The 26,522-nt window shown below is 55.4% G+C and carries 24 protein-coding genes and 1 tRNA gene; 12 read left to right on the forward strand and 13 right to left on the reverse strand.

From position 1 onward, the window contains the following. Window positions 1-46: 46 nt before the first annotated feature. The 7 genes from PLU01S_RS08375 to nikR all read right to left on the reverse strand — a co-directional run bounded on the left by PLU01S_RS08375 (window position 47) and on the right by nikR (window position 8,830). The gene (locus PLU01S_RS08375) at window positions 47-805 is read right to left on the reverse strand and encodes a WecB/TagA/CpsF family glycosyltransferase (RefSeq protein ID WP_010796165.1); all 759 of its coding nucleotides are present in this window, start codon (window positions 803-805) and stop codon (window positions 47-49) included. Continuing rightward, window positions 798-1,673 (reverse strand): glycosyltransferase family 2 protein, encoded by an 876-nt coding sequence (locus PLU01S_RS08380; protein WP_074827161.1) that lies wholly within the window; start codon window positions 1,671-1,673, stop codon window positions 798-800. Before PLU01S_RS08380 ends, PLU01S_RS08375 begins: the two co-directional genes overlap by 8 nt. Before the next feature lie 195 nt (window positions 1,674-1,868). Continuing rightward, complete coding sequence (locus PLU01S_RS08385; RefSeq protein WP_010796163.1) at window positions 1,869-4,091, reverse strand: polysaccharide biosynthesis tyrosine autokinase; 2,223 nt, start codon at window positions 4,089-4,091, stop codon at window positions 1,869-1,871. 17 nt (window positions 4,092-4,108) lie between these two features. Next, window positions 4,109-4,546, reverse strand: coding sequence for a low molecular weight protein-tyrosine-phosphatase (locus PLU01S_RS08390; RefSeq protein WP_019367274.1), 438 nt, complete (start codon window positions 4,544-4,546; stop codon window positions 4,109-4,111). Between the two features lie 194 nt (window positions 4,547-4,740). After that, window positions 4,741-6,159: an undecaprenyl-phosphate glucose phosphotransferase gene (locus PLU01S_RS08395; protein ID WP_010796161.1), complete on the reverse strand. Its 1,419-nt coding sequence runs from the start codon at window positions 6,157-6,159 to the stop codon at window positions 4,741-4,743. A gap of 523 nt (window positions 6,160-6,682) precedes the next feature. Next, entirely contained in the window at window positions 6,683-8,170 is a 1,488-nt protein-coding gene (locus PLU01S_RS08400) for an MDR family MFS transporter (RefSeq protein ID WP_074827159.1), read from the reverse strand. 225 nt (window positions 8,171-8,395) lie between these two features. Beyond that, window positions 8,396-8,830: a nickel-responsive transcriptional regulator NikR gene (gene nikR / locus PLU01S_RS08405; protein ID WP_010796159.1), complete on the reverse strand. Its 435-nt coding sequence runs from the start codon at window positions 8,828-8,830 to the stop codon at window positions 8,396-8,398. 97 nt (window positions 8,831-8,927) lie between these two features. On the opposite strand from nikR, the gene nikA reads away from it, so the two are divergent. From nikA to nikE, 5 genes are read left to right on the forward strand one after another with little or no spacing between them, the layout of a single operon-like run. After that, window positions 8,928-10,481 (forward strand): nickel ABC transporter substrate-binding protein, encoded by a 1,554-nt coding sequence (gene nikA / locus PLU01S_RS08410; protein ID WP_010796158.1) that lies wholly within the window; start codon window positions 8,928-8,930, stop codon window positions 10,479-10,481. Between the two features lie 3 nt (window positions 10,482-10,484). Then, on the forward strand, window positions 10,485-11,429 hold the full coding sequence (gene nikB, locus PLU01S_RS08415; RefSeq protein ID WP_074827157.1) for a nickel ABC transporter permease subunit NikB: 945 nt from the start codon (window positions 10,485-10,487) through the stop codon (window positions 11,427-11,429). Beyond that, window positions 11,423-12,268 carry a nickel ABC transporter permease subunit NikC gene (nikC, locus tag PLU01S_RS08420; protein ID WP_010796156.1) on the forward strand — a complete coding sequence of 282 codons (846 nt, stop codon included), beginning with the start codon at window positions 11,423-11,425 and terminating at the stop codon, window positions 12,266-12,268. The genes nikB and nikC overlap by 7 nt, the downstream gene beginning before the upstream one ends. Continuing rightward, window positions 12,268-13,041 (forward strand): ATP-binding cassette domain-containing protein, encoded by a 774-nt coding sequence (locus PLU01S_RS08425; RefSeq protein WP_083397934.1) that lies wholly within the window; start codon window positions 12,268-12,270, stop codon window positions 13,039-13,041. Before nikC ends, PLU01S_RS08425 begins: the two co-directional genes overlap by 1 nt. Then, complete coding sequence (nikE, locus tag PLU01S_RS08430) at window positions 13,038-13,841, forward strand: nickel import ATP-binding protein NikE (RefSeq protein ID WP_010796154.1); 804 nt, start codon at window positions 13,038-13,040, stop codon at window positions 13,839-13,841. Before PLU01S_RS08425 ends, nikE begins: the two co-directional genes overlap by 4 nt. On the opposite strand, the gene PLU01S_RS08435 is transcribed toward nikE, so the two are convergent. The 6 genes from PLU01S_RS08435 to PLU01S_RS08460 form a co-directional block, all read right to left on the reverse strand. Next, the gene (locus PLU01S_RS08435; protein WP_074827154.1) at window positions 13,838-15,061 is read right to left on the reverse strand and encodes a methyltransferase; all 1,224 of its coding nucleotides are present in this window, start codon (window positions 15,059-15,061) and stop codon (window positions 13,838-13,840) included. The genes nikE and PLU01S_RS08435 overlap by 4 nt on opposite strands. 57 nt (window positions 15,062-15,118) lie before the next feature. Beyond that, the gene (locus PLU01S_RS08440; RefSeq protein WP_074827152.1) at window positions 15,119-15,871 is read right to left on the reverse strand and encodes a transporter substrate-binding domain-containing protein; all 753 of its coding nucleotides are present in this window, start codon (window positions 15,869-15,871) and stop codon (window positions 15,119-15,121) included. 191 nt (window positions 15,872-16,062) lie between these two features. Next, window positions 16,063-16,138: transfer RNA gene (locus PLU01S_RS08445), tRNA-Phe, on the reverse strand. A gap of 115 nt (window positions 16,139-16,253) precedes the next feature. Beyond that, on the reverse strand, window positions 16,254-16,526 hold the full coding sequence (locus PLU01S_RS08450; RefSeq protein ID WP_074827149.1) for an oxidative damage protection protein: 273 nt from the start codon (window positions 16,524-16,526) through the stop codon (window positions 16,254-16,256). Continuing rightward, window positions 16,523-17,587, reverse strand: a complete 1,065-nt coding sequence (mutY, locus tag PLU01S_RS08455) for an A/G-specific adenine glycosylase (RefSeq protein WP_074827147.1) — start codon at window positions 17,585-17,587, stop codon at window positions 16,523-16,525. Before mutY ends, PLU01S_RS08450 begins: the two co-directional genes overlap by 4 nt. Next, on the reverse strand, window positions 17,584-19,803 hold the full coding sequence (locus tag PLU01S_RS08460; protein WP_074827146.1) for an AsmA family protein: 2,220 nt from the start codon (window positions 19,801-19,803) through the stop codon (window positions 17,584-17,586). Before PLU01S_RS08460 ends, mutY begins: the two co-directional genes overlap by 4 nt. A 313-nt stretch (window positions 19,804-20,116) precedes the next feature. Between PLU01S_RS08460 and PLU01S_RS08465 the strand changes: the two genes are divergently transcribed. The 7 genes from PLU01S_RS08465 to PLU01S_RS08495 all read left to right on the forward strand — a co-directional run bounded on the left by PLU01S_RS08465 (window position 20,117) and on the right by PLU01S_RS08495 (window position 26,498). Further along, a complete protein-coding gene (locus tag PLU01S_RS08465) occupies window positions 20,117-21,775 on the forward strand; it encodes an OFA family MFS transporter (RefSeq protein WP_074827144.1) in 1,659 nt (552 codons plus the stop codon). Between the two features lie 160 nt (window positions 21,776-21,935). After that, a complete protein-coding gene (gene hisB / locus PLU01S_RS08470) occupies window positions 21,936-22,529 on the forward strand; it encodes an imidazoleglycerol-phosphate dehydratase HisB (protein WP_010796147.1) in 594 nt (197 codons plus the stop codon). Next, window positions 22,529-23,167: an imidazole glycerol phosphate synthase subunit HisH gene (hisH, locus tag PLU01S_RS08475; RefSeq protein ID WP_074827143.1), complete on the forward strand. Its 639-nt coding sequence runs from the start codon at window positions 22,529-22,531 to the stop codon at window positions 23,165-23,167. The genes hisB and hisH overlap by 1 nt, the downstream gene beginning before the upstream one ends. A 145-nt stretch (window positions 23,168-23,312) precedes the next feature. Next, on the forward strand, window positions 23,313-24,050 hold the full coding sequence (gene hisA / locus PLU01S_RS08480; protein ID WP_074827141.1) for a 1-(5-phosphoribosyl)-5-[(5-phosphoribosylamino)methylideneamino]imidazole-4-carboxamide isomerase: 738 nt from the start codon (window positions 23,313-23,315) through the stop codon (window positions 24,048-24,050). Window positions 24,051-24,077: 27 nt separating this feature from the next. Beyond that, window positions 24,078-24,848, forward strand: a complete 771-nt coding sequence (gene hisF, locus PLU01S_RS08485) for an imidazole glycerol phosphate synthase subunit HisF (protein ID WP_074827138.1) — start codon at window positions 24,078-24,080, stop codon at window positions 24,846-24,848. 111 nt (window positions 24,849-24,959) lie between these two features. Then, window positions 24,960-25,679 carry a substrate-binding periplasmic protein gene (locus PLU01S_RS08490; RefSeq protein ID WP_230382179.1) on the forward strand — a complete coding sequence of 240 codons (720 nt, stop codon included), beginning with the start codon at window positions 24,960-24,962 and terminating at the stop codon, window positions 25,677-25,679. Window positions 25,680-25,742: 63 nt separating this feature from the next. Continuing rightward, window positions 25,743-26,498, forward strand: a complete 756-nt coding sequence (locus PLU01S_RS08495; RefSeq protein ID WP_010796142.1) for a substrate-binding periplasmic protein — start codon at window positions 25,743-25,745, stop codon at window positions 26,496-26,498. The last annotated feature ends 24 nt before the right edge of the window (window positions 26,499-26,522 follow it).

Genomic DNA, 26,522 nt, shown 5'->3' on the forward strand with positions numbered 1-26,522 from the left:
TGTCTTCCCTGTCCTCAGACTGGCCAAAAAATGCAGTCGCAATCGATTAATTTACTTCTTCACTGCTTCGTCTTCCTGATCTTTCTTTGAGATAGATAGGAAGAATATGGGTGGCGTCATGAACATAGCGACGCACCAGACGCTGGGGCTCCGATAGCATTCTATGCAGCCACTCGATACGGGCTTTCTGCATCCAGACCGGCGCTCGCTTCAGGCTGCCGGTAGCAAACAGAATCGAGGCCCCGATGCAAAGGCCAACGCCTGTACGCTTGGTAGCATCGACCATGCTGGCCAGCATTTCCTGCCGTGGCGCACCAACCGCGTAGAAAATGAGGTCCGAAGGGTTGGCATAGATGAAGTCGAGGCACTTCTGCACTTCGTCAGGCTTGTTGATAAAGCCCATCGGAGGGTTGTAGTGATTCAACCGGATACGTGGATACAAAGCCTTGAGCTTTACCACGTCCTTTTCTTCGGAGCCAATCAGCGTAATGGACAAGTCTTCCTGGTCGGCTTTCTTCAGAAGCGAGACCGTAAGGTCGCTGCCTGTGATCACTTCCTTGATCTCAACGCCCAGGGATTTGAGCAAGGGCGACAGGATACGGCTATCGCAGACACGCTTGTCAGCGGTGCGATACGCTTTTTGCAGATTCTCGTTTTCCTGGAACTGGACAACGTGATCAATGTTTGGCGTAACGATATAGGTGTAGGGTTTTTTCAGGCTGGCTGAAATATGCTTCAGTAGCTCATCCTTGGTGCCCAGGAAAAAGTCGATACCGAATGCCTGGCTTACTACTCCATTAGACATGCATTGTTGCCCCTTTGAACGCGCCCTTGATACCAGACCAGGCCAGCTTTGGACTTTTGTATTCCTTCAATACGGTTATGCCGGATAGGAAAACCGCAGACATGAGTGCATACGGTGAGCCATAGAACTTCTTATTGAAGCGAGTGGCTGCACGGTTACGGAAGTAGTAGTAAAACTCGGACTTTCCGCCTGAACTCATCGAACCATAGTGATAGAGCTGGCTATCCGGTGCGACATACAGTGCAATACCGTGCTTTTTCGCCTGGTGCTGCCAATCCACTTCTTCGGAGTACATGAAGTAGGATTCGTCCATGTAGCCAACCTTATCCAATATCTCGGCGTTGAAAGCCAGGCTGCAGCCCATGATGTAGTCCGGCTCACGGTTGAGCTGGCCGATCTCATCAATAGAAAGCCCTTTGCCGAGAAGTTTGGATTTGCCTAACAGGGGATACATGATCCCGCCGCCATAGCATTCGATCTTTCCTGTTTGAGAACTCAGAATGACCGAACCGGCAATGGTGTTCTTGTCAGCGGTGATCTTATCCAGTAACGGTTTAAAGGCATCGTCTTTAACATAGGCGTCGTTGTTGAGAATCCAGAAGTTCTCAACCTTGAACTGTTCGCGTGCCCATTTCATTCCAAAGTTGTTACCACCGGCATAGCCGCTGTTAATAGGGCTGGCGATAACGGAAACCCGGTCTACGTTATGGGTTTCTTTCCATTGTTTCATCGCTTCGTAAGAGCCGTCCTTGGAGTCGTTATCTATAAGGACGACGTGGTCGATTGTCTTACAAAAGCCAAGAATGCTTTCAGCGCAGGAAATGCTTTCTTGCGGAGCCTTGTAGTTCAGCACCATTGCAACGTTCATTTCGATATCCCTTTAGCCTAGAAAATCAATTTACTGATCTGAAACGGTCAAAAGCCTTGAAATAACGTAGGAGCTCAAAAGAGCTCCTACCTATGGACTTTTATGCTTCATCGTTCAATTGAAGCTTTCTCATGCTATGCATGGTGCTTTTTAGTCCCATTCCATGTTTGCAAGCGCTGCTGCCTATAACAGGCTTCAGCTCTTGCTTGGTCTCTCATAGGCGTACTGATAGTTACCGTAAGAGGAATAGTTGGAAGCCTTGCGCTCTACAGCGTTCAGGATCACACCCTTGAGCGGTACACCATTGAGATCAAAGCGACGCTTGGTAGCCTCCAGCTCCTTGGCACTGTTCATGCCGAAGCGGGCGACGATCAGGCTGGTACCTACATGGGCGCCAATGATGGCGGCTTCGGTTACGGCCAGGATCGGCGGAGTATCGATGATCACGATGTCATACAGGTCGCCGAGTTGCTTCAGAACAGTGGTAAAGCGATGGCTCATCAACAGTTCGGAAGGGTTCGGCGGGAACTGGCCACAAGACATGAAATCAAGCATGTCGACTTCGGTCTTCTTGATGGCATCGTTGATTGCAATGCGATTGCTCAGCAGGTCGGATAGACCGTCTTTCTGCTTCACATTGAAGATCTTGTGCATGTAGCCCTTGCGCATGTCCCCGTCGATCAGCAGAACGCGCTGACCCGACTCGGCAATAACAGCTGCCAGGTTGGACGAAACGAAGGACTTACCGACATCCGGGCTTGGGCCGGAGATCATCAGAATGTTGTTCTTAGCCTCGATCATCGCAAAGTGCAGGCTGGTCCGCAGGCTACGCAGCGCCTCGGTACTCAGGTCCGTAGGATGAGCGATGGACAGCAGCGCCGATTCGCCAATCTTGCGGGAGCCGCGGCCAAAGAGCTTTTCGGATTCGGACTGGTTGCGGCTGTACGGAATCGAAGCATAAACCGGCAGACCCAACTGCTCGATGGCTTCAGGTGTTTCAATACCGCGCTTGAGGGTATGGCGGGTATAGATAACGGCTAGGCCCAGCAGGCAGCCCAGAACCAGTGCAGCAACTACGATCAGCGGCTTGTTGGGGCTTGCAGGATCATCAATGTTCGCGTTTGCATTATCGATGATACGTACGCTGCCGACAGTACCAGCACGGATAACATCAAGCTCCTGCACCTTGTTCATCATCAGGGTGTAGGTCTGGCTGGTCACGTCAACGTCACGCTTGAGGCGGAGCAGCTCTTGCTGAGTAGAAGGCAGATTGCCTACGCGCTTCTCAAGCTTGTCCTTTTCAACTTCAAGCTGGCGCAGCTGGCCGAGTACGGCCTGGAATGCCGGGTGCTGAGTGGTGAACTTGCGGCTCATCTCAACACGCTTGAGGTTCAGCTCGGAAATCTGGCCATCCAGCGAAACGATCTGATCCAGAACACCCTTGGTCTCGCTGTCGATATCAACAGAGCGGCGGTTGGTCTGATATTCGTTCAGCGCACGCTGCGCGTCTTCCAGTTCTTTCTTGACAGAAGGAATCTGGCTACGCAGGAACTCAAGGCTCTGAGTCGATTCTGCTGCGTTGCGGTCAATGTTCTGAGCAACGTACAGATCGATCACTTCTTGAACAATGCGCTGAGCACGCAGAGGATCAGAGTCCTGCAGGGCAACAGACAGAATGCCTGACTGCTTGCCACGCTCGCCTGCGCTGATGCGGCCCTGGTATTCCTGAATCGTTCTGGACAGTCGCTTCTTCATGACTGTGAATTCAGTACCGGGACGTGCTTGCAGCTTGCTGACCTGGATGAAATAGCCATCCTGCTCGACAGGCTGGTTGACAGTGCCGTGCAGCAGGATCTGATTGTCGGCATCGAAAACCGTGAAGCTCTGGTTTTCTTCGACTTTCAGTGTCATAGGCTTGTCCTGGGCGCTGTCGGGGACGCGCAGCTCAGCGACTTCTACATCCTCACCGCCCCAGGCAAAGCTGTTCAGGCCCAGAACAGGGGAGGCAACTTCGTCTTCGCTTTCAGCTTTGAAATGACGAGCGACATAGCCACCAAAAATAGGGAAGTACTTGGGCGTTACGACAACATCCAGGTGCAGATTCTTGACCGCGTTGCCAATCACCAGACGGGATTTGAGCAACTCGATCTCAGTCACTGCCTCCGGAAGTGGCGGTGGCATGCCGGATGTTTGATCAGTCAGGCGTGTTACACCTTTCTTTTCTTCGATCTGCAGCATTGCATTGGATGCATACATGGGCGTAGCCAGCATGGCATAAGCAATACCGAGGAAAGTGAAGATACCGATAATAGAAAGAAGCTGCCATTTGTAATCAACGAGGATTCCAAAGAGTGCTGAGAAATTAATATCGGTATCGTTCTTAACTTCAGTGGCCGTAAAACGAGGCATCGTGGTCATGAAATTCCTTCTTCCCCTTATCTAATGTATGGAAGCCAGCTATCTACGCATTTTGCTAAAAGTATATGTACTTCTTTGAACATTTCTTTTGAGAGGCGGTATGGATCGGGTACCTCACGGTTATTTACCCATTTACCAATCAGAAAAACTCTCCCTTTGATTTCTGGCGCCATACTTTCAACAGAACGAGAATGAAATTCTTCCATCGTCAAAATAAGGTCTGCCTTCCGAAGCATTTCTGCATCAACCTGGCGAGCTTTATGTGTCGATAGCTCAAGTCCGTTTTCTCTTAGTACTTCTTGAGCCGTACTATCCATAGGGCGGCCTACCAATGCACCAATACCCGCTGAACTGACTTCTATATTCCGCCCTTTCAGGCCTTCCCTTAGAAGCGTTTCGGCCATTGGACTTCTGCAAATATTTCCAACGCAAACCACTAAAACTGACTTAATCATGAAAACTCTTCCAGACGGGAAATCAGATGCTCTTGATGGCATTTACCAATCGTATCTGGAGCTCACCCTGACATGTCTTCCGCATCTGAACTCCTACTGGGATTCGATCAGGCAAGCTCTGACATCTCTACCTTAGAAAGTTCAGCTGTTGCCGGCCTGAATCACCTTTCGGTCGTCAGGTCCGGCAGCAGTTCTCAGTAAGCGTTCTTGTTGATGAAACCCTTGAAGAGGGTCAGGAAGATGATCTTGACGTCCCACCAGAAGGACCAGTGGTGGATGTAGTCCAGGTCGAACTCGATGCGCTTCTGCATCTTGTCCAGGGTATCCGTCTCACCACGCCAGCCGTTGACCTGGGCCCACCCTGTAATACCGGGCTTGACCTTGTGGCGCAGCATGTAGCCTTGAACCAGCTTGCGGTACTGTTCGTTGTGAGCAACCGCATGGGGTCGTGGGCCTACGATCGACATCTCACCACGCAGTACGTTAATGAACTGGGGAAGCTCATCGAGTGACGTGCGTCGTAGGAACGAGCCAAAGGGAGTGATGCGGCTATCGTTCTTGGTCGCCTGCGTCACCTTCTCGCCATTCTCCATGACCTTCATGCTACGGAATTTCCAGACTTCGATCGGCTTGCCGTCCATGCCATAACGCTTCTGGCGGAAAAATACCGGGCCAGGAGAGGACAGCTTGATGCCAATGGCAATAACCAGCATGGGAATGGAAATGATCGACAGAATGATCAGGGACAGAACGATGTCCTCGATACGCTTGACGATCAGGCTGGCACCATCCATTGGCGTATCGAAGATACTGATGCTGGGCAAACCATCGATGCTTTCGCTGCGGGCATGGAGCAGGTGGAACATGAAGACGTCAGGAATGATGTAGACCGAAGCGGTCGTATCGCTGAGTTCTTGCACCAGCCAGTTGATGTGCTCCTGGTGCGCCATGCTCAGGGTGATGTAGACCTTGTCGATATAACCGGCGCGCGCATCGTCTACCAGCTGTTCCAGGTTGCCGCGAATCGAAAAACCGGGCTCGCTACGGTTGAGCTCGGGATGGTCTAGCGGATTCTCGACATAGAAACCGAGCAGTTGCAGGCCCATCCATGGCGCTCTGTCGATTGTATGGGCAAGACGCTGACCGATCTTGTCGGCACCTACGATGGCTACTCGGCGCGTATTGAAACCGGCTTTTCGCAGTGAGTGCATAACAGAGCGCAGCAGCACCCGATATCCGCACAGGCCAATCAATGAAAGGGCCAGCCATGCCTTCATGGTGCTGCTGATTAAAAAGGATTCATTAAAGAAGAAATAATCAACCATGAAAACAGTTGAGAATGTTAATACCCAATAAGTTGATATTTTTATTAGTTCATTGGATATTCTTTCGCCACGCCATGAAAGATACATTTGATTCATTTCTGTCAGGAAATGAAATATCAAAAGAGCAAGGAATACTATTACCCAGTGCTCAGGTTTCATGGGGACGCCAGGAATCACGGAGCCAGCCAGATAAGCTGTTCCTGAAATTACCATTAAATCTAACAAGCGATGTGATAGTGAGATCGCTGATGAATTCGAATGTAAAATACCACGTTCTTTAAAATTCATAGTTCCATCCTTGTGCATAAACGTATGCACGAACTTCAACAGGACCGAATAGTCATGGACAACGATCGATGAACATTCGTAGTCGATAACAACCGAACGTGTTTAGGATTCCATCGCGCTGACTCAGGGAATGCTTCAACGGTGACTATAGCCGTCGGTAGGACCGCCCGAAGATTCAAAGGTTCCTTGACTTTGAAGCCCTCGATAAGTGGTCACCGACTCATTCAAGGAGCAAAAGATGAAGGCGTGGTTATAGTCGTTTTAAAAGGTGAACTGGATCACCTTTTAATGGTTAAAAGTGGGCGGATGTTCAAGTTTTATAGGTATTCCAACACCGATAAGCGGTGCTCATGGGGATAAAAGGTCGCTGTGAATCTGTTACAAATTCTAGAAAATTCTTTTTGAAGCCCGTTCGTTAGACCTTGAGTGACAGTTGTTGTCTTTGCGGCTTGAAAGATCATTGGATTCCTTCAAGTGCTTCAGATGGAGCGTGCTCGATATACCGCTCCGCGTATCGCTTGGATCATCGATCTGCCTTGTCGGTCCGGCCGCGCAAGGGACGCTCGGGTACAGACAAGGCGCAGGCAAGTGCGAGCAGGGAAAGCCCAGCCGATACCAGAAACAGTTTATGAAAGGTTGCAAGAAGCGTTTGGCGTAATGGATCGATCGTACCGGCTGACTCAACCAGGTATGTCTGCAGCACGTTTTCAACGGAGCCCTCATGACCCTGCATAGGAGGTAGCCATAGCAGGAGTAGTGCGGACAAGCCAGCGGCGCCTACCGCGCCCCCCAATGAACGGAACAGCGAAATCGTACTGGACATAACCCCGATATCAGCCTGTGGAACAGCATTCTGGGCGGCAACCAGTGCAGTGGGAAACTGCATGCCCGTTGCAAGTCCTGCCAGAAACAGACTGCCGCCGGCCAGTAACCCGCTGCGCGGATCAATAAAGGCAAGCATTACCAGCGCGCATGGCATGATTAGCGTACCCACCAGGATCTGAGGTTTGTAACGTCCCAGCACGGCGGTCAGCCGCCCACAGGTAAAGGCACCCAAGGGAATGCCCGCTGCAAACGGAATCAGATGCAGTGCCGCTTTGCTCATGTCATGGCCGGCGCCAGCTTGAAACCATAAGGGGATCAGCAGCGTTAGCCCTATGGCCTGGAAGTTGGTAAGAAAGTTGAGCATACAGCAGAGCCCGGCCGTTCTGTTCTGGAGTAGGCGTAAGGGCAGAAGTGGTTCTCTGGCGCGCTGCTCATGGTATGCGAATAATGTCAAAGCTGTTATTGCCGCAGCGGCAAGCCAGAGAAGATAGCGGCTGCTTAAGGGCGCTCCTTTGCCGATCAATGTTGTAGCCATTAAAAGCGCAGTAAGGCCGGTAGCCAATAGCAGAATGCCCGGGTAGTCAATGATGGCCTTGCGGCCGGGCACGGGAAGGCTGGCTAGAACGCGGTAACAAATGAAGAGCCCGGCAATGCCAACGGGCAAATTGATCCAGAAAACCCAGCGCCAGGATAAATACTCGGTCATCAAGCCGCCCAATACGGGGCCTGCGATACTGGCCAGCGCATACATGCTGCTGATATAGCCTTGATAACGGCCTCGCTCGCGTGGCGGTACGACGTCGCCAATAACCGCTTGGCTTACGGCAATCAGCCCTCCTGCGCCCAAGCCCTGTAAGAGTCTGGCCAGGATCAGTTGGGGCATGTCTTGGGCAAGCGCACAAGCGAGTGACGCTACCGTAAAGAGGCTGAAAGCTGCCGACATCATCTTTTGTCGGCCATAGAGGTCGCCAAACTTTCCGTAGAGCGGCATCGAGACGGTCATGGCAACCATGTAGCCCGATATTACCCAGGCTAGAAGTCCGGTGTCATTGAGCTGTGCAGAGATGGCCGGCAGCGAAACCGCCACGATCGTTTGATCCAGAGCGGCCAGCAAAATAGCCAGCATGGGTGCCGGCATAATGGCCTTTATGCGATGTGAACGTGCCGCGTCTGAGTTCAACTGCATTCTCGATAAGATAGGAACGATACCGGTCTGTTTCCATGATCGCTTCGTAGTATCAGTAGCAATGTATGGATAAGGCCTAATAAGGACAGGTCTGCCTCCTTTTTATAGTGCTTTTTTCTAAGGCTGAAATTTTCTTATTCACCTATTGAAAATTACCAAGAGCCTTGGTATCAGGGCTTTTCCTACAGGCTATACAGAAACTGCGCACAGAGTTATCCACAGGTTTTAGAGGTCATGCTCATGGGTATGAGTGGCAGGGGGCATCGGTACGATGAACGCTCTGCCATGGCGTACCCCACGCTCTGCAGTGACATGCTGGGCCAGCTCTCGGACCTCCGCGGTAGTTCCCTTCAACACTGAGACCTCCATGCAGCTTCCATGATCCAGATGGACATGCAAAGTAGCCAGCGTAAGGTCGTGGTGGGCATGAAACGTACGGGTCAGCCGCTTCGAGAGTTCACGAGCATTATGGTCATAGACATAACTCAAGGTGGCGATACAGGTGGAGTCGGCTGGCAGATCCTGCGCGACGGGCTCGCGCATGCCTTCTCTCAACAGATCCCGGATGGCCTCGGAGCGTCCTTGATAACCGTGGCTCGCCACACGATCGTCAACAGCGGCCAACAGGTCATCATCCAGTGTAATCGTTACTCGTTGCATAAAAACCAATCACCTTCAGTATGAAGTTTTCTCGTAGACATCATACTCTTCCCTGACTATTCTCCCGCGCTTGTCTACGCATAACGGGAGTGGGAGTGTGAATCAGCTTGGCTTCAAGAGAAAGCTCGGGGTGCTTCTATTGGCAGCGGGATTGGTTCTGCCTGTTATGGCGCAAGCTGAGGGGCTTACCTACTCCTGGCCGACGAATGCCGGGCCGCTTGATCCTCGCGGTTATTCACCGAACCAGATGTATGCCCAGGCGATGGTCTATGAGCCACTGGTACGCTATAAGGCCGATGGCAGTGTCGAGCCCTGGCTGGCGACCCGGTGGGATATATCCCCGGATGGACGGACCTATACGTTTACCCTGCGCGATGGCGTGCGCTTCAGTGACGGCAGCGCGTTTGATGCGGCAGCGGCAAAAGCCAACATCGAAGCCGTTCTGGCAAATCGCAAACGGCATGCCTGGATGGAGCTGGTTGAAACCATCGATCATGCCGAAGCGCCAGATGCCCATACGCTGCGTCTGGTTTTAAAGCATCCTTATTATCCTACCCTGCTTGAGTTGGCACAGGTGCGCCCCCTGCGGTTTGCAGTGCCCAATGCTCAACCTGGACAGCCTATAGGAACAGGCCCCTGGCAACTGGTTGAAAGTCGTCGAGGCGAGTTTGATCGCTTTGCCCGTAACCCTTATTACTGGGGCCCAAAGCCTGCCTATGACGAGGTACTGGTTAAGGTCATTCCTGACCCGAGTGGGCGGGCGATTGCGCTCGAAACGGGGCAGCTTGACCTGATCCAGGGTTCCGAGGGTGAGGTTTCCGCCGACACTTTCGTTCGCTTGAAACAGGTGGGCTACCATACGGCTATCTCAGCGCCTCTGGCGACCCGGGTCATTGCACTCAATACCAACCTTGCGCCTACCAATGAGCTGGCGGTGCGACAGGCCATCAATTGGGCCGTCGACAAGGATGCGATCGTCAAGCACGTCCTGTATGGCCTGGAACCACGGGCCGATACGCTTTTCTCAACCAACCTGCCGTATACCGATGTTGGCCTGAAGCCGTATGGCTATTCTCCTGAGAAGGCTAGCGAGGCGCTGGAACAGGCTGGCTGGATACTGAGTCCAGGCGAGAAGATTCGCTACAAGAATGGGCAGCCGTTACGCCTGGAGCTGTGCTTCTATGGGGCAAATGCATTGCAGAAGAGTGTGGCTGAGGTTGTTCAGGCCAACCTGGGTAGTCTGGGTTTCGATGTGGTTCTCAAGGGAGAGGACGAGGGGGCTTTGGTAGAGCGCCAACGTGATGGTCGCTTTGGAATGATCTTCGCAGAGACATGGGGCGCACCCTACGATCCGCACTCTTTCGTCAGCTCCATGCGTTATGCCGGGCATGCGGATTATCAGGCACAGCAAGGCCTGCCAATGAAGGCCGCCATTGACCAAGAGATCGGTGAAATATTGGCGTCGGTAGAGGAGGGCAAACGGCAGGCGCTCTACAAGGACGTGTTAACTACTTTGCATGAGCAAGCGGTTTACGTGCCGATTTCATACCTGACCGCTACCAGCGTAAGCCGCGATTCAGTCGAAAACGTGCAGTTCGGCGCGACTCTTTTCGACGTGCCTTTCGAGGTCATGAAGCCGGGCGGAGAGTAACTTATGCTGCGTTATATCGCCTATCGGCTGGCCCTGCTGATACCCATCCTGCTTGCTGTTTCGCTACTGGTATTCGTGCTGCTGCATATGGGGCGGGGTGATCCTGCTCTGGATTACCTGCGTCTCTCCCAGATTCCGCCTACGGACGCGGCCCTGGCGGAGGCGCGGCATACGCTGGGGCTCGATCGTCCTTTGGTTGAGCAGTACTTGATGTGGCTCTGGCGCGCGCTGCATCTGGATTTCGGAACATCATTCGTGACGGGACGGCCCATCCTGGATGATCTTCTCTATTACCTGCCCGCCACCCTTCAGCTAGGAGGCGCTGCGCTGGCGGTCACTTTGCTGGTCAGCTTGCCGCTGGGCATCTGGGCGGCCCGCAGACCGGGTGGCTGGCCGGATCAGCTTGTACGGTTTATCGCCTTTTTTGGCGTCTCGATGCCCAATTTCTGGTTAGCCTTCCTGATGGTTGCCCTGTTTTCCGTGACCCTGGGATGGCTGCCTCCCATGGGGCGGGGAGGAATAGCGCATCTGGTCATGCCGGTACTGGCAGTGGCGCTGATGTCGTTATCGATCAACGCGCGGCTTCTTCGTGCCAGCCTATTGGAAGCCAGCGGGCAGCGACACGTGTTGTACGCACGCCTGCGTGGGCTGCCGGAAGGGCAGGTATGGCGCAGACATATCCTGCGCAACGCCTGGCTACCCGTCGTGACAGCCATCGGGATGCATGTCGGTGAATTGATTGGCGGCACGCTGGTCATCGAAACGATTTTCGCCTGGCCCGGGCTGGGCCGTTTTGCAGTCAGTGCCGTTTACAACCGGGACTTTCCCGTATTGCAGTGCTTTACGCTGCTGATGACCGGGCTGTTTGTCCTCTGCAATCTGGTTGTGGATGTACTGTACGCCTGGCTCGACCCTCGCACGCGATTGGAAGGAGCACAGGCATGCTAGTACAGACGATGAACGCGCCCCGGACGCGCTCATGGGGGGCTTGGCTGGGTGGTGTACTGGTCATCCTTCTGCTCGCCTTGACGCTGCTGGGGCCCTGGTTGGCTCCCTACGATCCGACTGCCGTCGATGTGAGCCAGCGGTTACAGGGGATGAGCGAAGCGCATTGGCTGGGAACCGACCATCTGGGGCGTGACGTCCTGTCGCGCCTCATTACTGGGGCACGTTTGTCCCTGGGTACGGTTGTGCTGACGCTATGCCTGATCCTCACGCTTGGCATTGTCGTAGGCGGTGTGGCCGGGTTTATCGGTGGTCGACTGGACACGGTGCTGATGCGAGTCGGCGAATTGTTCATGACCGTACCCACCTTTGTTCTGGCGCTCTTCTTTATTGGTGTGCTGGGAACAGGGCTTTCGAATGTCATCCTGGCCATCGCTCTTTCGCATTGGGCCTGGTATGCCCGGATGGTTCGCAGCCTGGTGATCTCGCTGCGTGGGCGAGACTATTTGCTGGCATCCCGTCTGGCGGGTGCGTCACGTCTGCAGAGCTTTGTCAGCCACATCCTGCCGAGCGTGCTGGGTCAACTGATGGTCCTGGCCTCGCTAGATATCGGCCACATGATGCTGCACGTATCAGGTTTATCCTTTCTCGGTCTGGGCGTCAGCCCACCTACGCCGGAGTGGGGTGTGATGATCAACGACGCCAAAGAGTTTCTCTGGACGCATCCTCAACTCTTACTCTGGCCGGGCCTTATGATTTTTCTGACCGTAATGGCCTTCAACCTGCTTGGGGATGCGTTGCGGGATCGCCTGGATCCTTCGCTGCGCACAGGAGGGCATTGATGAGTCGTGTATTGGAAGTCCAGGGCCTGACCCTGGCTGTTAATGATCACGTCTTGGTCAAGGATCTGAGCCTGACGGTCAGGACCGGGCGTATTACCGCTTTGGTGGGTTCCAGTGGCTCTGGCAAATCCATGACCTGTCTGGGCATGCTCGATCAACTTCCCGCAGGCGTGACAAGGGTGTCAGGACACGTGCTGTGCGACGGACAAAGGACGAGCGGCGAGCATCTGCGGGGGCGTCAGGTTTCCATGATCATGCAGAATCCCCGTTCTGCCTTTAATCCTGTACTGACGATGCGGGCGCATGCCTACGAGGTGCTGGCGCTGCGTAACATCCGTGGTGCAGATGCCCAGGCGCGTCTGGACGCCTGCCTGGTGGATGTTGGCCTGAATACTTCCTCTCAGGTGCTTGACCTTTATTCCTTTCAAATGAGTGGCGGCATGTTACAGCGCATGATGATTGCGTTGGCACTGCTGGCTGAAACCCCTTTTCTATTGGCCGATGAACCAACAACGGATCTTGATCTGCTCATGCAGGCACGTGTGCTGGATGTACTTGATCGACTGGTTGAAGAGAAAGGTCTGGGAATTCTGCTGGTAACGCATGACATGGGAGTTGTTGCCCGTTGCGCCCACGATGTGCTGGTGATGGATGAAGGGAGCCTTGTGGAGGCTACGTCTGTCGAGCAATTGTTTGACGCACCATGTAGCCCTGCCGCGCGTGATCTGCTGGCTGCGCATCAGGCGCTCACCTTGGCGGAGGATTATGAATGAGACTGCTCAGCGCTGAGGGTATCGGGCACGGCTATCGCTCGGGAGGTTTCTGGTCACGGCGGCCCTTGCAGACCGTATTGCAGGGTGTGGATTTTCACATTGACGAAGGGGAAAGCGTTGGTCTTCTGGGAAACAGCGGCAGTGGTAAAAGTACATTGGCGCGTCTGTTGCTGGGACTTGAAAGACCGATAACCGGGCGCGTCAGCTTTCGGAATGAGGTGCTATCCGAGCTACGGGGTGAAGCGCTTCGTACGTTTCAGCGCCGTGTCCAGTTGGTCTTCCAGGATGCACCAGGCGCATTCAACCCTCGCCACTCGATTGGCTGGAGTCTGTCTGAACCGCTTCGACACTTGATGGGTCTTTCCAGGCCGGACTGTTTGCGGCGAGTTGCTCAGCTGTTGGAGCAGGTTGGATTGGCGGCTTCCATGGCTGACAGGCTCCCCGGCCAGCTCAGTGGCGGACAGCTCCAGCGGGTCGGCATTGCGCGGGCGCTGGCATCAAACCCCTCGCTCATTGTACTGGATGAGGCGCTGTCCAATCTGGATCGAGTCCTTCAGGTGCAGATACTGGATATGCTCAGCGAAATACGTGAAACGCAAGGAACAGCCTTTCTGTTGATTACCCACGATCTAAGCCTGGTACAGCGGCTGTGCCATCGGGTGGCTGTGCTGGATCAGGGGCGGCTGGCCGAAGAGTGTAAGGTAACCACGGGGCTGCGTTTTGAGCATCCGGCTGGAGTGGCGTTACAGAAAGCCATTCTGCCGGCTCGACCTGTAAGGCGCGCGCCGGCCGTTCTTTAAGGTTTCTCAGCCAGCAGCATCAGATTGCGGGGTGTCAGGCTAGGGTCGCAAAAGCTGCCTAGTCTGACCTCGTAGCCCTGTTCCTCCAGAAAGAGCGCCCGATCAAGGAGCAGCCAGAGTTCGAGTGGTCGCCGGAAAAGCCCGCGGACCAGTTCAAGATTGCGAACAGCGGCGAGACGCTTCCAGCCGGCGGCCTCAAGTGCCTCCCAGTTGCGCTCAGGGATGGGCGGCAAGCCTTTGAGCGTGGCAAGCTCCAGGCAGTAGTCGCGAAAGGTGCGCTGCAGCCAATGGGTTGCCAGTGGAGGAGTAGGAAGGTATTCATCGATTCCGCAGATCTCTCGCTGAAGCAGGTCGAATCCCAGCCTTCTGGCCATGGAGAGGTCACGCTGGCGGCGAACCCGGGCACCGGCGGTCACGGTTTCACACAGGGGCAGCCCAAGGTCCTCCTTGCTCAGGAGAAGTGCTGACTGCCTGGCGTTCGCGGAAAGCGGGCGGTACTCATCGCCGCTGATACGGTTATAGCAACAGGGCGCTAACGCCAAGGCAGGGCAGCCTGTCTGGCTGGCTACCTGCATCAACCGCACATGGAGATCACCGCACGCATGCAGCGCTACAGGCGTGTGAAAGGCCTTAAGCCTTTCCGTAACAGAATCAGCCATTACATCTTGTTCATAATGATGGGCTGAAAGCCCCAGGCGCTTGCTGATACGTTGCCCTGTCTCTACCAGTGAGGAATCGTATTCCAGACAGTCGAACGCAGCGCCATGGACGCCCAGGCGTCGTCCTAGATGGCCTTTGCCTGAGCACCAGTCCAGCCAATGCGAGGGAGGGCTGTTGAACAAGGCGTGGTGAGCGAAGGCCTCCACCTGCTGCCATTTGCGTCCCGGCACGTCCACGCTCAGCCTGTTAGGCGCTTCGCTGTACTGTCTGGGCAACTCGCCGATCATGCACAGCTGACGTGCCTCTTCGGCCCAGGCTGGAAAAGGCGAGGGGGCCTTGAGTGCATGGGGATGTGTATGCGTAGCCTCCGCCTCTTCAAGTGAGCGGGTGCGAAGCCACGAGGATAGCCCCGGGTTGGCCTTCTCCCAAGGCAGTGTTGGCTGGGTGAACGGCTTGGGTCGCCAGAGCGCCTGGTGCTGTATCAGGAAGCTGTCCAAGGCATTGAAGCGTGCTTCTAACGCACTGCCCTGGAGGAAGGAAGCAGGATAGGTCTCACTCATGCCGATCACGGAGGCTAACGGGGCGGCGAAGCATAACGCACCGCCCTGTCGCTGTGATCAGTAGAGGCTGAACGGAAAGTATCGGGCGTTGATCTGCTGGTATGTCCCGTTGGCGAGAATACCTTTGAGAGCTTCATCCAGGCGGGCTTTCAGCGGATCGTTCTTGCGTACCGCTATCGCAATGCGGTCCTTTTGCAGGACGGGTTCGCCTTTAAGCTCGAAGCGTTGCCCCTCTGGGGTCTGCAGCCAGGCGTAATGCGCAAAGCGGTCTCCCAGTACGGCATCCACACGCCCATCTGCAAGGGCCTGGTTGGCTTCCTCCTGGGAGTCGTAGAAGCGCATGTTGACCTGACCGCCCAGATGGTTGGAGAGCCAATCTGCCGAAAGCGTCGCGCGGCCGGCACCGATAACCTTGCCTTTGAGTCCGCGGGGGTCTGTGCTGAACGGTTTATCCCTGGGGGCAATGAACTGAATGCTGTTCATGTAGTAGGGGATAGTGAAGGAGACGAGCTGCTCGCGCTCCGGTGTGATCGACATTGAGGAAATGATGGCGTCGAACTTGCGTGCGTTCAGTGAAGGCAGCATGCGATCCCAGCTGGTGATCACGAACTGGCATTGCACCTTGAGTTCTGCACACAGTGCCTGGGCAATATCCACATCGAAGCCGGTCAGCTTGCCGTTACCACTAACGCTACTGAACGGGGGAAGCGAGCCTTGAGCGCCCACTTTGAGAACGTCGGCTGCCAGAGCTGTGCCGCACAGGCTTAAGCCCGCCATCAAAGAAATAACCCATCGCTTGAGCCGCTTCATTCATTCCTCCATCTACAGGTCTGTATAAGCTTTACAGCTGTTTAACCGCAGGTTGTCAAATAAAAGACCCAAGACGAGCAATTGAGCGAACGGGAGAGAATCGTGCTGAAGCCTTTTCGGGGCAGTGATACGAGGCGGGACAAACATGCAGGCAAAAAAAAGCCCGAGCAGTGATCGGGCTTTTAGAATCATGGTGCCCAGGGACGGAATCGAACCGCCGACACGGGGATTTTCAATCCCCTGCTCTACCAACTGAGCTACCTGGGCAACGGGGCGCATTAAACCGTTATAAACGATTTGTGTCAAGCGCGAGTTGAAAAAAAATTCAATTTTTACCGTGACTTAAGTGTTTGCCCCAAAATCAGAAGGGCTAGCCCCCAGATCATTCACTGGGCGGTACATATCCTTCGGCTTGCGCGTAGTCTTCGCCAGAAAGGAATTTATCCATTTCCTGCTGAAGGAATTTACGGTCGTCGGCATTCATCATGTTCAGACGGCGCTCGTTGATCAGCATGGTCTGATGTTTCTGCCAGTCATCCCAGGCCTGCTTGGATACATTCAGGTAAATGTCCTCGCCCTTGGCGCCCGGATAAGGCGGGCGATCCAGGCCAGGCAGTTCTTGCTTGAGCTTGCGGCACATGACAGTGCGGGTCATACGGTTTCTCCTTTCAACGCCTCTTCGGCGCGCTTGAGCAATTTCTTGACCGGGGCTGCCAGCCCCAGGCGTGGCGGATTGGCGAGGTTATACCAAAGCCAGTCCGGTTCGGTCATGGATTGATTGCGGCTGTCCACATGAATCAGCCAGGGCTCGATGTTGAGCTGGAAATGGCTGAAGGTATGTGTAAGGCCAGGCAAGGCCTGACGCTGTTCCATGATCAGGCTGTGGCGCTCAATCAGGGCCCCCAGCTGATCGACCGTATCGAGCTCAGGTGGACTCCAGAGACCACCCCAGAGCCCGGAAGAAGGGCGCCGGTGGAGCAGGATGGCATTGTCATCATTGATGATCAGTGGCATCAGGGTCCGCTTTTGCGGCAAGGTCTTCCGTGGCTTGGGTTCGGGAAAATCCGTTTCACGTCCCAGCCGATGGGCCTGGCAGCCTTCTTTCAATGGACAGAGCAGGCAGGTGGGCTTGCTGCGTGTGCACAGTGTAGCGCCCAGGTCCATCATGGCCTGAGTGTAGTTGCCCACACGAATGTGAGGTGTATAGCGCTCCGCCACGTCCCATAGCGCTCGGGCGACGGCGGGCTCGCCGGGATAGCCGGACTGTGCCGAATAGCGCGCCAGAACCCGCTTGACGTTGCCGTCCAGAATCGGTGCGCGAATGTTCATGGACAGGCTGGCAATGGCACCTGCCGTCGAGCGGCCTATGCCTGGCAGGTCCACGAGGGCTTCGACACTACGTGGAAACTCACCGCTGTGCTCGGTGACGACAATCTTTGCCGTCTTGTGCAGATTTCGGGCGCGACTGTAATACCCCAGTCCCGTCCAGAGGTGCAGTACTTCGTCTTCAGAGGCAGCGGCAAGCGCCTGGACATCGGGTAACGCCTGCATGAAACGGTCAAAATAGCCCAGCACTGTACTGACCTGGGTCTGCTGGAGCATGATCTCCGAGACCCAGACCCGATAAGGGGTGATGTTCTGCTGCCAGGGCAGGTCCTTGCGGCCATGAATGTCGTACCAATTCAGGACTGCGCTGGAAAAGCGTTCCGGATTCATCGTTTGTGGAATAACCCCTTGATGGCATCTTTGAGTTCGGGACTGACCTTGTCTCCGAGCTTTTCATCCAGTTTCTCATTAAGTCGATCACCCGCCAGTCGGGCGACGATCTTGCTCATGCCGTCGCGATCCAGGCGGCAGGCCTTGGCGCCCAGCTCCAGCGGACCCCGGCAATGCAACGGCCACTCGATGCCGGTATAGCGCTCATTGACCTGACAGGCCGGGTCGGGCATGTCGCTCTTGTCGCCTTCGACGGTTACGCCAATGCGGTAGTCCAAGCCCAGCACGCGTAAGTCGATGTCACCATTGCCCTTGGCCGTCAGGCCGGGAATGCGGGCAATCAGGTCCTGGTTGCTGGCGACTCCATTATTGATGGTCAGACTACCGCTCAGCTCGCGGAACGGAGTGTCCTGGCCATCATGCGCACTGGCAAGTGTCTTTTTGTTGAGCAGCGCGATGCCCTGGCAGAGCTGGCCCTCTAGGTTGGCATTGGCCAGTACACCATTGCTCAGACGAAAGCGCGCCGTTCCATCCAGGCTATCCATCCATGCCTTCTGGCTATTGCCTTGCGCGGTCAGGTTAGCATCCAGATCCAGCGCCCCCCGTACGGGTGGCTTTTGGCCTTGGGCCTGGAGAATTTTTTCAACCGGTACCTGAGCAATGCGTTCGGTCACATTGAGTTTGGGTGTGATTCCTCGAACATCAAGGGCACCATTGGCCTGAAAGCGACCGCTGAACAAGTCGCCACGCAATTCGCTCAGTGTGACGAGGCCGTCTTTACCGTTGAGCTTGAGGCTGGCGTTATCAATAGGCAGCTTGGTGACCACGAAGTGATCCAGGTTGAGCGAAGCGTTCAGATCCAGTGCTTTGAGCCGCTCTACAGGAAGAATGTCCTCACTGCTCCAGGCATGCTGAGTGGGGGAGGAGGGAAGCGGTGAATTGCCCTGGCTGGCAACCGCATCGGCTGCAGTCACTTCGTTCTGGCGAGCCGTATTGCTCTCGTGCTGAGCGGCAGCCGTCTTGGCGGGCAGGTAGCGATCCAGGTCGAGGCGATCACCTCTAAGGTCAATGCGCAAGGCTTTACGGGCGAAGTCTTCTACGGCAATACGACCCGAGAAGGTGCCGCCATCCAGTACAAGGTTCAGGTCTTCCAGCGCCAGGCTGTTCTGGCTGCCAGACAAGCGTGTATTGAACTCAACCTGCTTGAGCGTGTTGGCGTCAGCCATTTCCGGCAGGGCGACACCAATGCTGGTCAGAAAAGCACGCAGATCGGTCTGTGCAATGGACAGGCCGCCTTCAAGCTTGGGTGCCTTTTCAAGGTCATGCACTTTGAGTTCACCCAGCGCCTTGAGCTGGTTGAAAGTCAGCTTGAGGCCGTTCCACTCAGCAACCTGAGCGGCCCGGTCCAGAAGAAGTTGACCTTCCGCTGAATATTTCAGCAGCTGTCCGCCGAAGGGTTCGCCTGTGGCATCGCCGGACAGGTTGGCATTGTCCAGCTGGTAACGTTGCAAGGCATTGTCAAAGCGCAGCTCGCCAGTCAAGACCACCGAGGCATTGACGGGCGGTTGATTGGTCGTGAGGGTGCCCAGCAGTTTCAGCGGAATATTGGTGCCTTCGCGGATGCTGCCAGTGCTCAGGTCAAGGCCTTCGAACGCATAATGCGCGCCGCTGCGGGCATCGCTGTAATCGAGGCGTGAGTCCTTGACCGTCAGGCTATCGATATCCAGCTTGAGTGGGCGGCGTGGCTTATCATCCTGGCCGGCTGGCTGCTCCGCCGGTTGGTCGTTTGGCGTACCGGGGGTTTTATCGGGTGCGGGGCGGCCAATGTTTTCCCAGTTGGCCTGGCCTTGTTCGTCGCGAGCCAGCGTCAGGTTGAGGCCGTCCACGCGAATATCACTCATCTCGACATCATGGCGAAGCAGCGGCAATACGCGCACCGAGAAGCCCAACCGCTGTACGTTGGCAAGCGGCTTTTGTGGTGTGGTGGCACTGGCGATGGTCGCATCATGAAGTTGCAGGCCAAGCCATGGAAAGAGGCTCCAGCCTATATCGCCATTAAGGGTCAGCTCGATGTTGGCCTTGTCCCGGGCAAGTTGGCGGATTTCGTCTTTGTAATCGTTGGGGTCGAACAAGTGGGTCAAGGCAAAGCCCAGCGCCACGATGATCAGCAGCAGCCCAAGAAAGACAAGGCCGAGCACTTTTCCGAACGCTTTCATTGACGGGTCCTTATCTAAAAACTTAAGTAATTGGCCGAGTATAACGCTGCCAAGTGGTCGTTTTGGCTGGATGAACGTCAGAAGCGCGATATCGGCCTCAGACTCTCTGTCGCGCTGTAAATGCCGTTTGGCGTGTAGGCACGAAAAATTGAGTGCTGTGCTCTGGTATTTACACGCCATGCGCTCTATTGTCGCGCCCCGACTAAAGGAGAATTCGTTCGCGTTTTTGAAAAAAAACGGTGCGTTGGGGAATGCCCGGTCTTTTCTGCGAACATTTCAGCGAGTCGTCAACACTTCATATAGGGGATTTCTCATGAGCATTACGCTCACACAGAGCGGCACTTCCGCTCGTCCCGCTTTCCTATCCAAGGAACGGATCGTTGCCACCCATGGCTTCAACCGCTGGCTGGTACCGCCAGCAGCACTGGCCATTCATATGTGTATCGGCATGGCCTACGGGTTCTCCGTATTCTGGTTGCCGCTATCTCGCGCCGTTGGCATTGATGCACCCATTGCTTGCGCACCCACCATGGGCTTTTTCGATCAGCTTTTCGCCACGGGCTGCGACTGGAAAATCTCCCAGTTAGGCTGGATGTATACCCTGTTCTTCCTGTTCCTGGGCTGCTCGGCTGCCTTTTTCGGTAGCTGGCTGGAGCACGCCGGTCCTCGCAAGGCAGGCATCGTGTCGGCATTCCTGTGGTGTGGCGGTCTGGTGATCTCGGCCATGGGCGTTTACACCCACCATATCTGGCTGCTCTGGCTGGGGGCTGGTGTGATCGGGGGGATCGGGCTGGGGCTTGGCTATATTTCGCCAGTTTCGACACTCATGAAGTGGTTCCCTGACAAGCGGGGCATGGCGGCCGGCATGGCGATCATGGGCTTCGGCGGCGGTGCGATGGTCGGTGCGCCCCTGGCCGACATGCTGATGCGCCATTTCGCAACGGCTGAAGATGTTGGTGTCTGGCAGTGCTTCCTGGTCCTGGCCGGCGTTTATTTTGTCTTCATGATAGGTGGCGCGCTTGCGTACCGCGTACCGCCGCCTGGCTGGCGTCCGGAAGGATGGTCGCTTTCGCTGAAAAAGACCGGTAATGACATGATCACCAGTCGCCACGTGCATGTCAGCAAGGCCTGGCGCACGCCTCAATTCTGGCTGGTGTGGGCGGTACTCTGTCTGAACGTTTCCGCTGGTATCGGTATCCTGGGTATGGCATCGCCCATGCTGCAGGAAGTATTCGGTGGTCGCCTGATCAGCGTTGGTATCCGCTTCAATGACCTGAACAAGGATCAGCTGGCGCAGATCGCCACGATCGCTGCCGGCTTTACTGGCCTGCTCAGTCTGTTCAACATCGGCGGTCGTTTCTTCTGGGCATCGTTCTCGGACTTTATCGGTCGCAAGATCACGTTTTTCGTGTTCTTTGCGCTGGGCTTTGCCTTGTACGCGATCATTCCGTGGACCAGCCACATGGGCAGCGTAGCGCTGTTCGTGTTCACGTTCTGCCTGATTCTGTCCATGTACGGCGGCTGCTTCGCTACCGTGCCGGCTTATCTGGCGGATCTCTTCGGTACGCAGATGGTGGGGGCGATCCATGGTCGTCTGCTGACGGCCTGGGCCGCTGCCGGTATTTTCGGTCCGGTGCTGGTGAACTACCTGCGTGAATACCAGCTGGGCCTGGGGGTTCCGCGTGCAGCTGTCTATGACACTACGCTGTATATCCTGTCGGGCCTGCTGATCCTCGGCTTTATCTGTAACCTGCTGGTACGCCCGGTGGCAGACAAGCACTTTATGACCGAGGCCGAGCTGGCTGTTGAGCGTTCCAAGAGCAACGACAACAACTTCGACAATCTGGTAATCGAATGGTCGGCTGACCCGTCCAGCAAGACCTGGGTCATTCTGGCGTGGGCTGTGGTCGTCATTCCGTTGGCATGGGGTGTTCTCATTACCCTGGGCAAAACGGCTGTGCTGTTCGGCTAAGCGATACCGCTCGCGGCAGGTGCAATGCCTGCCGCGTTTCCCGCCACTCGTCCCATCCTTCCTCTCGTTTGCGTTTAGGTACCTTTCACGGCTTCTGCTTCCTGGCTATGGCTTCTATACTGTTTACCCTTTTTTGCCCTCTCATTTCGCGGAGCAGGTAATGGCCGAACGCAAGGCAGCCGTCGAGCGCAATACCCTGGAAACCCAGGTCAAGGTATCCATCAATCTGGATGGCACCGGGCAAGCCCGATTCGACATCGGGGTTCCCTTTCTTGAGCACATGCTGGATCAGATCGCCCGCCACGGGTTGATCGACCTGGACATCCATTGCAAGGGCGACCTGCATATCGACGATCACCATACCGTTGAGGACGTGGGCATCACGCTGGGTCAGGCCTTTGCCCAGGCCATTGGCGACAAGAAAGGCATCTACCGTTACGGACATGCCTATGTGCCACTGGACGAAGCCCTGTCCCGGGTCGTCATCGATTTTTCCGGGCGTCCCGGTCTGCACTGGCATGTACCGTTTACCCGGGCTACGGTCGGAGGCTTCGACGTCGATCTGTTCATCGAGTTTTTCCAGGGCTTCGTCAACCATGCGCAGGTAACGCTGCATGTGGATAACCTGCGTGGCATCAACACTCACCACCAGATCGAGACGGTCTTCAAGGCGTTTGGACGCGCGCTGCGCATGGCAGTCAGCCAGGACGAGCGCATGGCCGGACAGATGCCGTCTACCAAGGGGTGCCTCTGATGCAGACGGTAGCAGTCATCGACTATGGCATGGGCAACCTGCACTCGGTTGCCAAGGCGCTTGAGTATTCAGGCGGCGCACGCGTGCTGGTCACGGGCAATCCGCAGATCATTCGGGAGGCAGACCGCATCGTCCTGCCGGGCGTAGGCGCTATCCGCGATTGTATGGCTGAGATCCACCGCCTGGGCATTGATGTGCTGGTTCGCGAAGTCAGCCAGGATCGTCCCTTCCTGGGCGTCTGTGTGGGCATGCAGGCCTTGATGGAAACCAGCGAGGAAAACAACGGTGTTGACTGTATCGGCCTGTTTCCCGGTCGGGTGCGCCGCTTCCCTGCCGATATGGTAGAGAATGGTGAAAAGCTTAAAGTCCCGCACATGGGATGGAACGAGGTGGCGCATACCCTTGATCATCCGCTTTGGCATGGTATTCCAGACCAGAGCCGCTTCTACTTTGTGCACAGCTACTACATCGAGGCCGCCAACGCTCGCCAGGTAGTCGGTCAAGGCCATTATGGCGTGGACTTTACCGCCGCCTTGGCTGACGGTCCGCGCTTTGCCACGCAGTTCCATCCCGAAAAGAGCGCAACCTGCGGTTTGCAGCTCTACCAGAACTTCGTTGCCTGGGATGGCCGCTGGTAAGCCTGGCTGACTGTACTAGCCGCCATGGCAAGGCTTGAGCGCAAGCACAAAACCAACCCGTGGCGTTTTATCACCATTAGCGAACGCATTCCTGGCGCTGAACCTGTGCCATGCAGGCCGCCCCGAATGCCTTGGGTAGAGATCTATGCTGATTATTCCTGCGATTGATTTGAAAGATGGCGCCTGCGTGCGTCTGCGCCAGGGCCGTATGGAAGATTCCACGGTTTTCTCCGACGATCCTGTAAGCATGGCGGCCAAGTGGGTCGAAGGCGGCTGCCGTCGTTTGCACCTGGTTGATCTTAATGGAGCGTTCGAAGGCCAGCCGGTCAATGGCGAAGTGGTTACTGCGATCGCCAAGCGCTATCCCTCCCTGCCTATCCAGATCGGTGGCGGTATCCGCTCATTGGAAACCATCGAGCACTATGTAAAGGCTGGCGTCAGCTACGTAATTATCGGTACCAAGGCTGTTAAGGAACCAGAGTTTGTCGCCGAAGCCTGCCGAGCCTTTCCAGGCAAGGTTATTGTTGGGCTGGATGCCAAAGACGGCTTCGTGGCGACTGATGGCTGGGCGGAAGTCAGTCAGGTGCAGGTAATCGATCTGGCCAAGCGCTTCGAGGCAGACGGCGTTTCGGCGATTGTTTACACCGATATTGCCCGTGACGGCATGATGCAGGGATGCAACGTACCGTTTACTGCCGCGCTGGCAAACGCTACCCGAATTCCTGTCATCGCATCGGGCGGTATCCATAACCTGGGCGATATCCAGAATCTGCTGGATGCCAAGGCACCCGGCATCATCGGTGCCATTACCGGTCGCGCGATCTACGAAGGCACGTTGGACGTCGCAGAGGCTCAGGCCCTGTGCGATCGTTATCAGGCATAAGACAGGCCGACAGACGAGGGATACCGTATGGCACTTGCCAAGAGAATCATTCCCTGCCTCGACGTGGACAATGGCCGCGTGGTGAAGGGCGTCAAATTCGAAAATATCCGTGACGCCGGAGATCCGGTAGAGATTGCCCGTCGTTACAACGAACAGGGCGCAGATGAAATCACCTTTCTGGATATCACCGCCAGCCACCAGGGCCGCGATACCACTCTGCATACGGTCGAACGTATGGCGAGTCAGGTGTTCATTCCGCTGACTGTGGGCGGTGGCGTTCGTACCGTGCAGGATATTCGTAACCTGCTCAACGCGGGTGCAGACAAGGTCTCAATCAATACTGCAGCAGTCTTTACGCCCGAGTTCGTCGGAGAAGCCGCAGACCGTTTTGGCTCGCAATGCATCGTTGTCGCCATCGATGCCAAGAAGGTCTCGGCACCGGACGAAACGCCGCGCTGGGAGATCTTTACCCACGGTGGCCGTAAGCCGACCGGGCTGGACGCCGTTGCCTGGGCACGCAAGATGGAGGACCTGGGAGCCGGTGAAATTCTGTTGACCAGCATGGATCAGGACGGCACCAAGAGCGGGTTCGACCTCGGCGTGACACGTGCCATCAGTGAGGCCATCAATATTCCTGTTATCGCATCAGGTGGTGTCGGTAATCTTGAGCACCTGGCTGCCGGTATTCTGGAAGGCAAGGCCTCGGCGGTATTGGCTGCCAGCATTTTCCATTTTGGAGAATACAGCGTGCCTCAAGCCAAGGCCTATATGGCTGAACGGGGTATTGTGGTCCGATAAATAGAGATTTGCGTCACGCTTGGCACGCTTCCTGTTAAAGAAATTGCCCAAAACAAAGCAGGAGGCGTGTCCATGTTCAACGTTGTCATGGCGTTTTGGGTCAGTGTGTTGATGGTGAGTGCTGGGGCCGCCCAGGCAGCCAGTGCCAACAATCGTATTGATCTGCTGACAGAAAATTTTCCCCCTTACAACATGTCGGTCGATGGCAAGAACTTCGCACAGGAGGAAAGCCTGAGCGGAATAGCCGTGGATATCGTCCGGGAAGCCTGTAAGCGGGCCGGGGTTGCTTACTCGATGACGCTCCGCTTTCCCTGGGAGCGTATCTACAAGACCGCGCTGGAGCAGCCTGGCTACGGTGTTTTCGTGACGGCTCGTCTCCCCGAACGGGAAGATTCTTTCAAGTGGGTGGGGCCGATAGGACCTGATGACTGGATTCTGCTTGCCCGTGCGGACTCATCGCTAAAAATTGGCAGCCTGGATGACGTAAAGCGTCAGGGTTTGCGCATTGGCGCCTATAAAGGTGACGCGATCGCCGAAAGTTTAGTGAAGCAAGGCATAAACCTAGACCTCTCACTGCGGGATCAGGAAAACGTTCAAAAACTTCAGGCAGGGCAGATTGACGTCTGGGCCACCGGCGATCCGGCGGGCCGTTATCTGGCGCGTCAACAAGGGGTTACTGACTTCAAGACCGTTCTGCGGTTTAACGAAAGCCAGCTCTTTTTAGCCTTGAACAAGCAGACACCTGACAATGTGGTGCAAAAACTGCAAAACGCACTGGAGCAGATGCGCAAGGATGGTGAAGTCCAGCGCATCCTGGAGCATTACCTTTAAATAAGCATTCGATTGTGCCTTTGCCGGTGGCACAGCAGTTATAAGAAACAAGGAGCTGAAGTGATGTCCAAGTCGATATTGCGTGTGGTGATGTTGGGGTTGTTATTGGGAGCAGGCGCAGCAAAGGCTGCGGTCTCCGATAATTACTCGATGGTCCTGCTGACTGAGAATTTCCCGCCATTCAATATGGCTGTCGACGAAAAGAATTTCGCCAAGGATGACGGGATTGACGGCATCAGCACGGATATTGTCCGTGAAATGTTCAAGCGTGCCGGAGTCAACTATTCCCTTTCTCTGCGTTTCCCCTGGGACAGGCTTTATAACCTGGCGCTGGAAAACCCTAATTACGCGCTGTTCTCCACGTCCCGCACACCTGCCCGCGAGTCGCAGTTCAAATGGGTAGGGCCCCTGGGCAAGACGCGTAAGGTGTTAATGTCGACTAACGCCAGCAATATCAAGTTGACCAACCTGGAAGGCGCGAACAAGTACAAGATCGGTACTTACAAAAGCTCGGCGGTCAGCCAGATCCTGGCTGACAAGAAGATTCCGTTTACCGAGTCCCTTCGCGACCAGGAAAACGTCGGCAAGCTGGAGAGGGGCGAAATCGACTTCTGGGCAACGACCGATGTTGTGGCTCGGTATCTGGCCAAGCAGGAAGGGGTGTCCAATCTGCAAACCGCGTTGGTCATCGATGAGGCAGACCTATACCTGGCGGTCAACAAGGATACGCCGGATGATGTAGTTGCCAAGCTGCAGAAGACGCTGGATGAGATGCGCAAGGAAGGCATAGTCGATCAGATTACCAATAACTACCTGTGACCCTTCAGGGGCCCTGTAGCAAAA

The sequence above is a fragment of the Pseudomonas luteola NBRC 103146 genome (genome assembly GCF_002091675.1).
Classification (GTDB): domain Bacteria; phylum Pseudomonadota; class Gammaproteobacteria; order Pseudomonadales; family Pseudomonadaceae; genus Chryseomonas; species Chryseomonas luteola.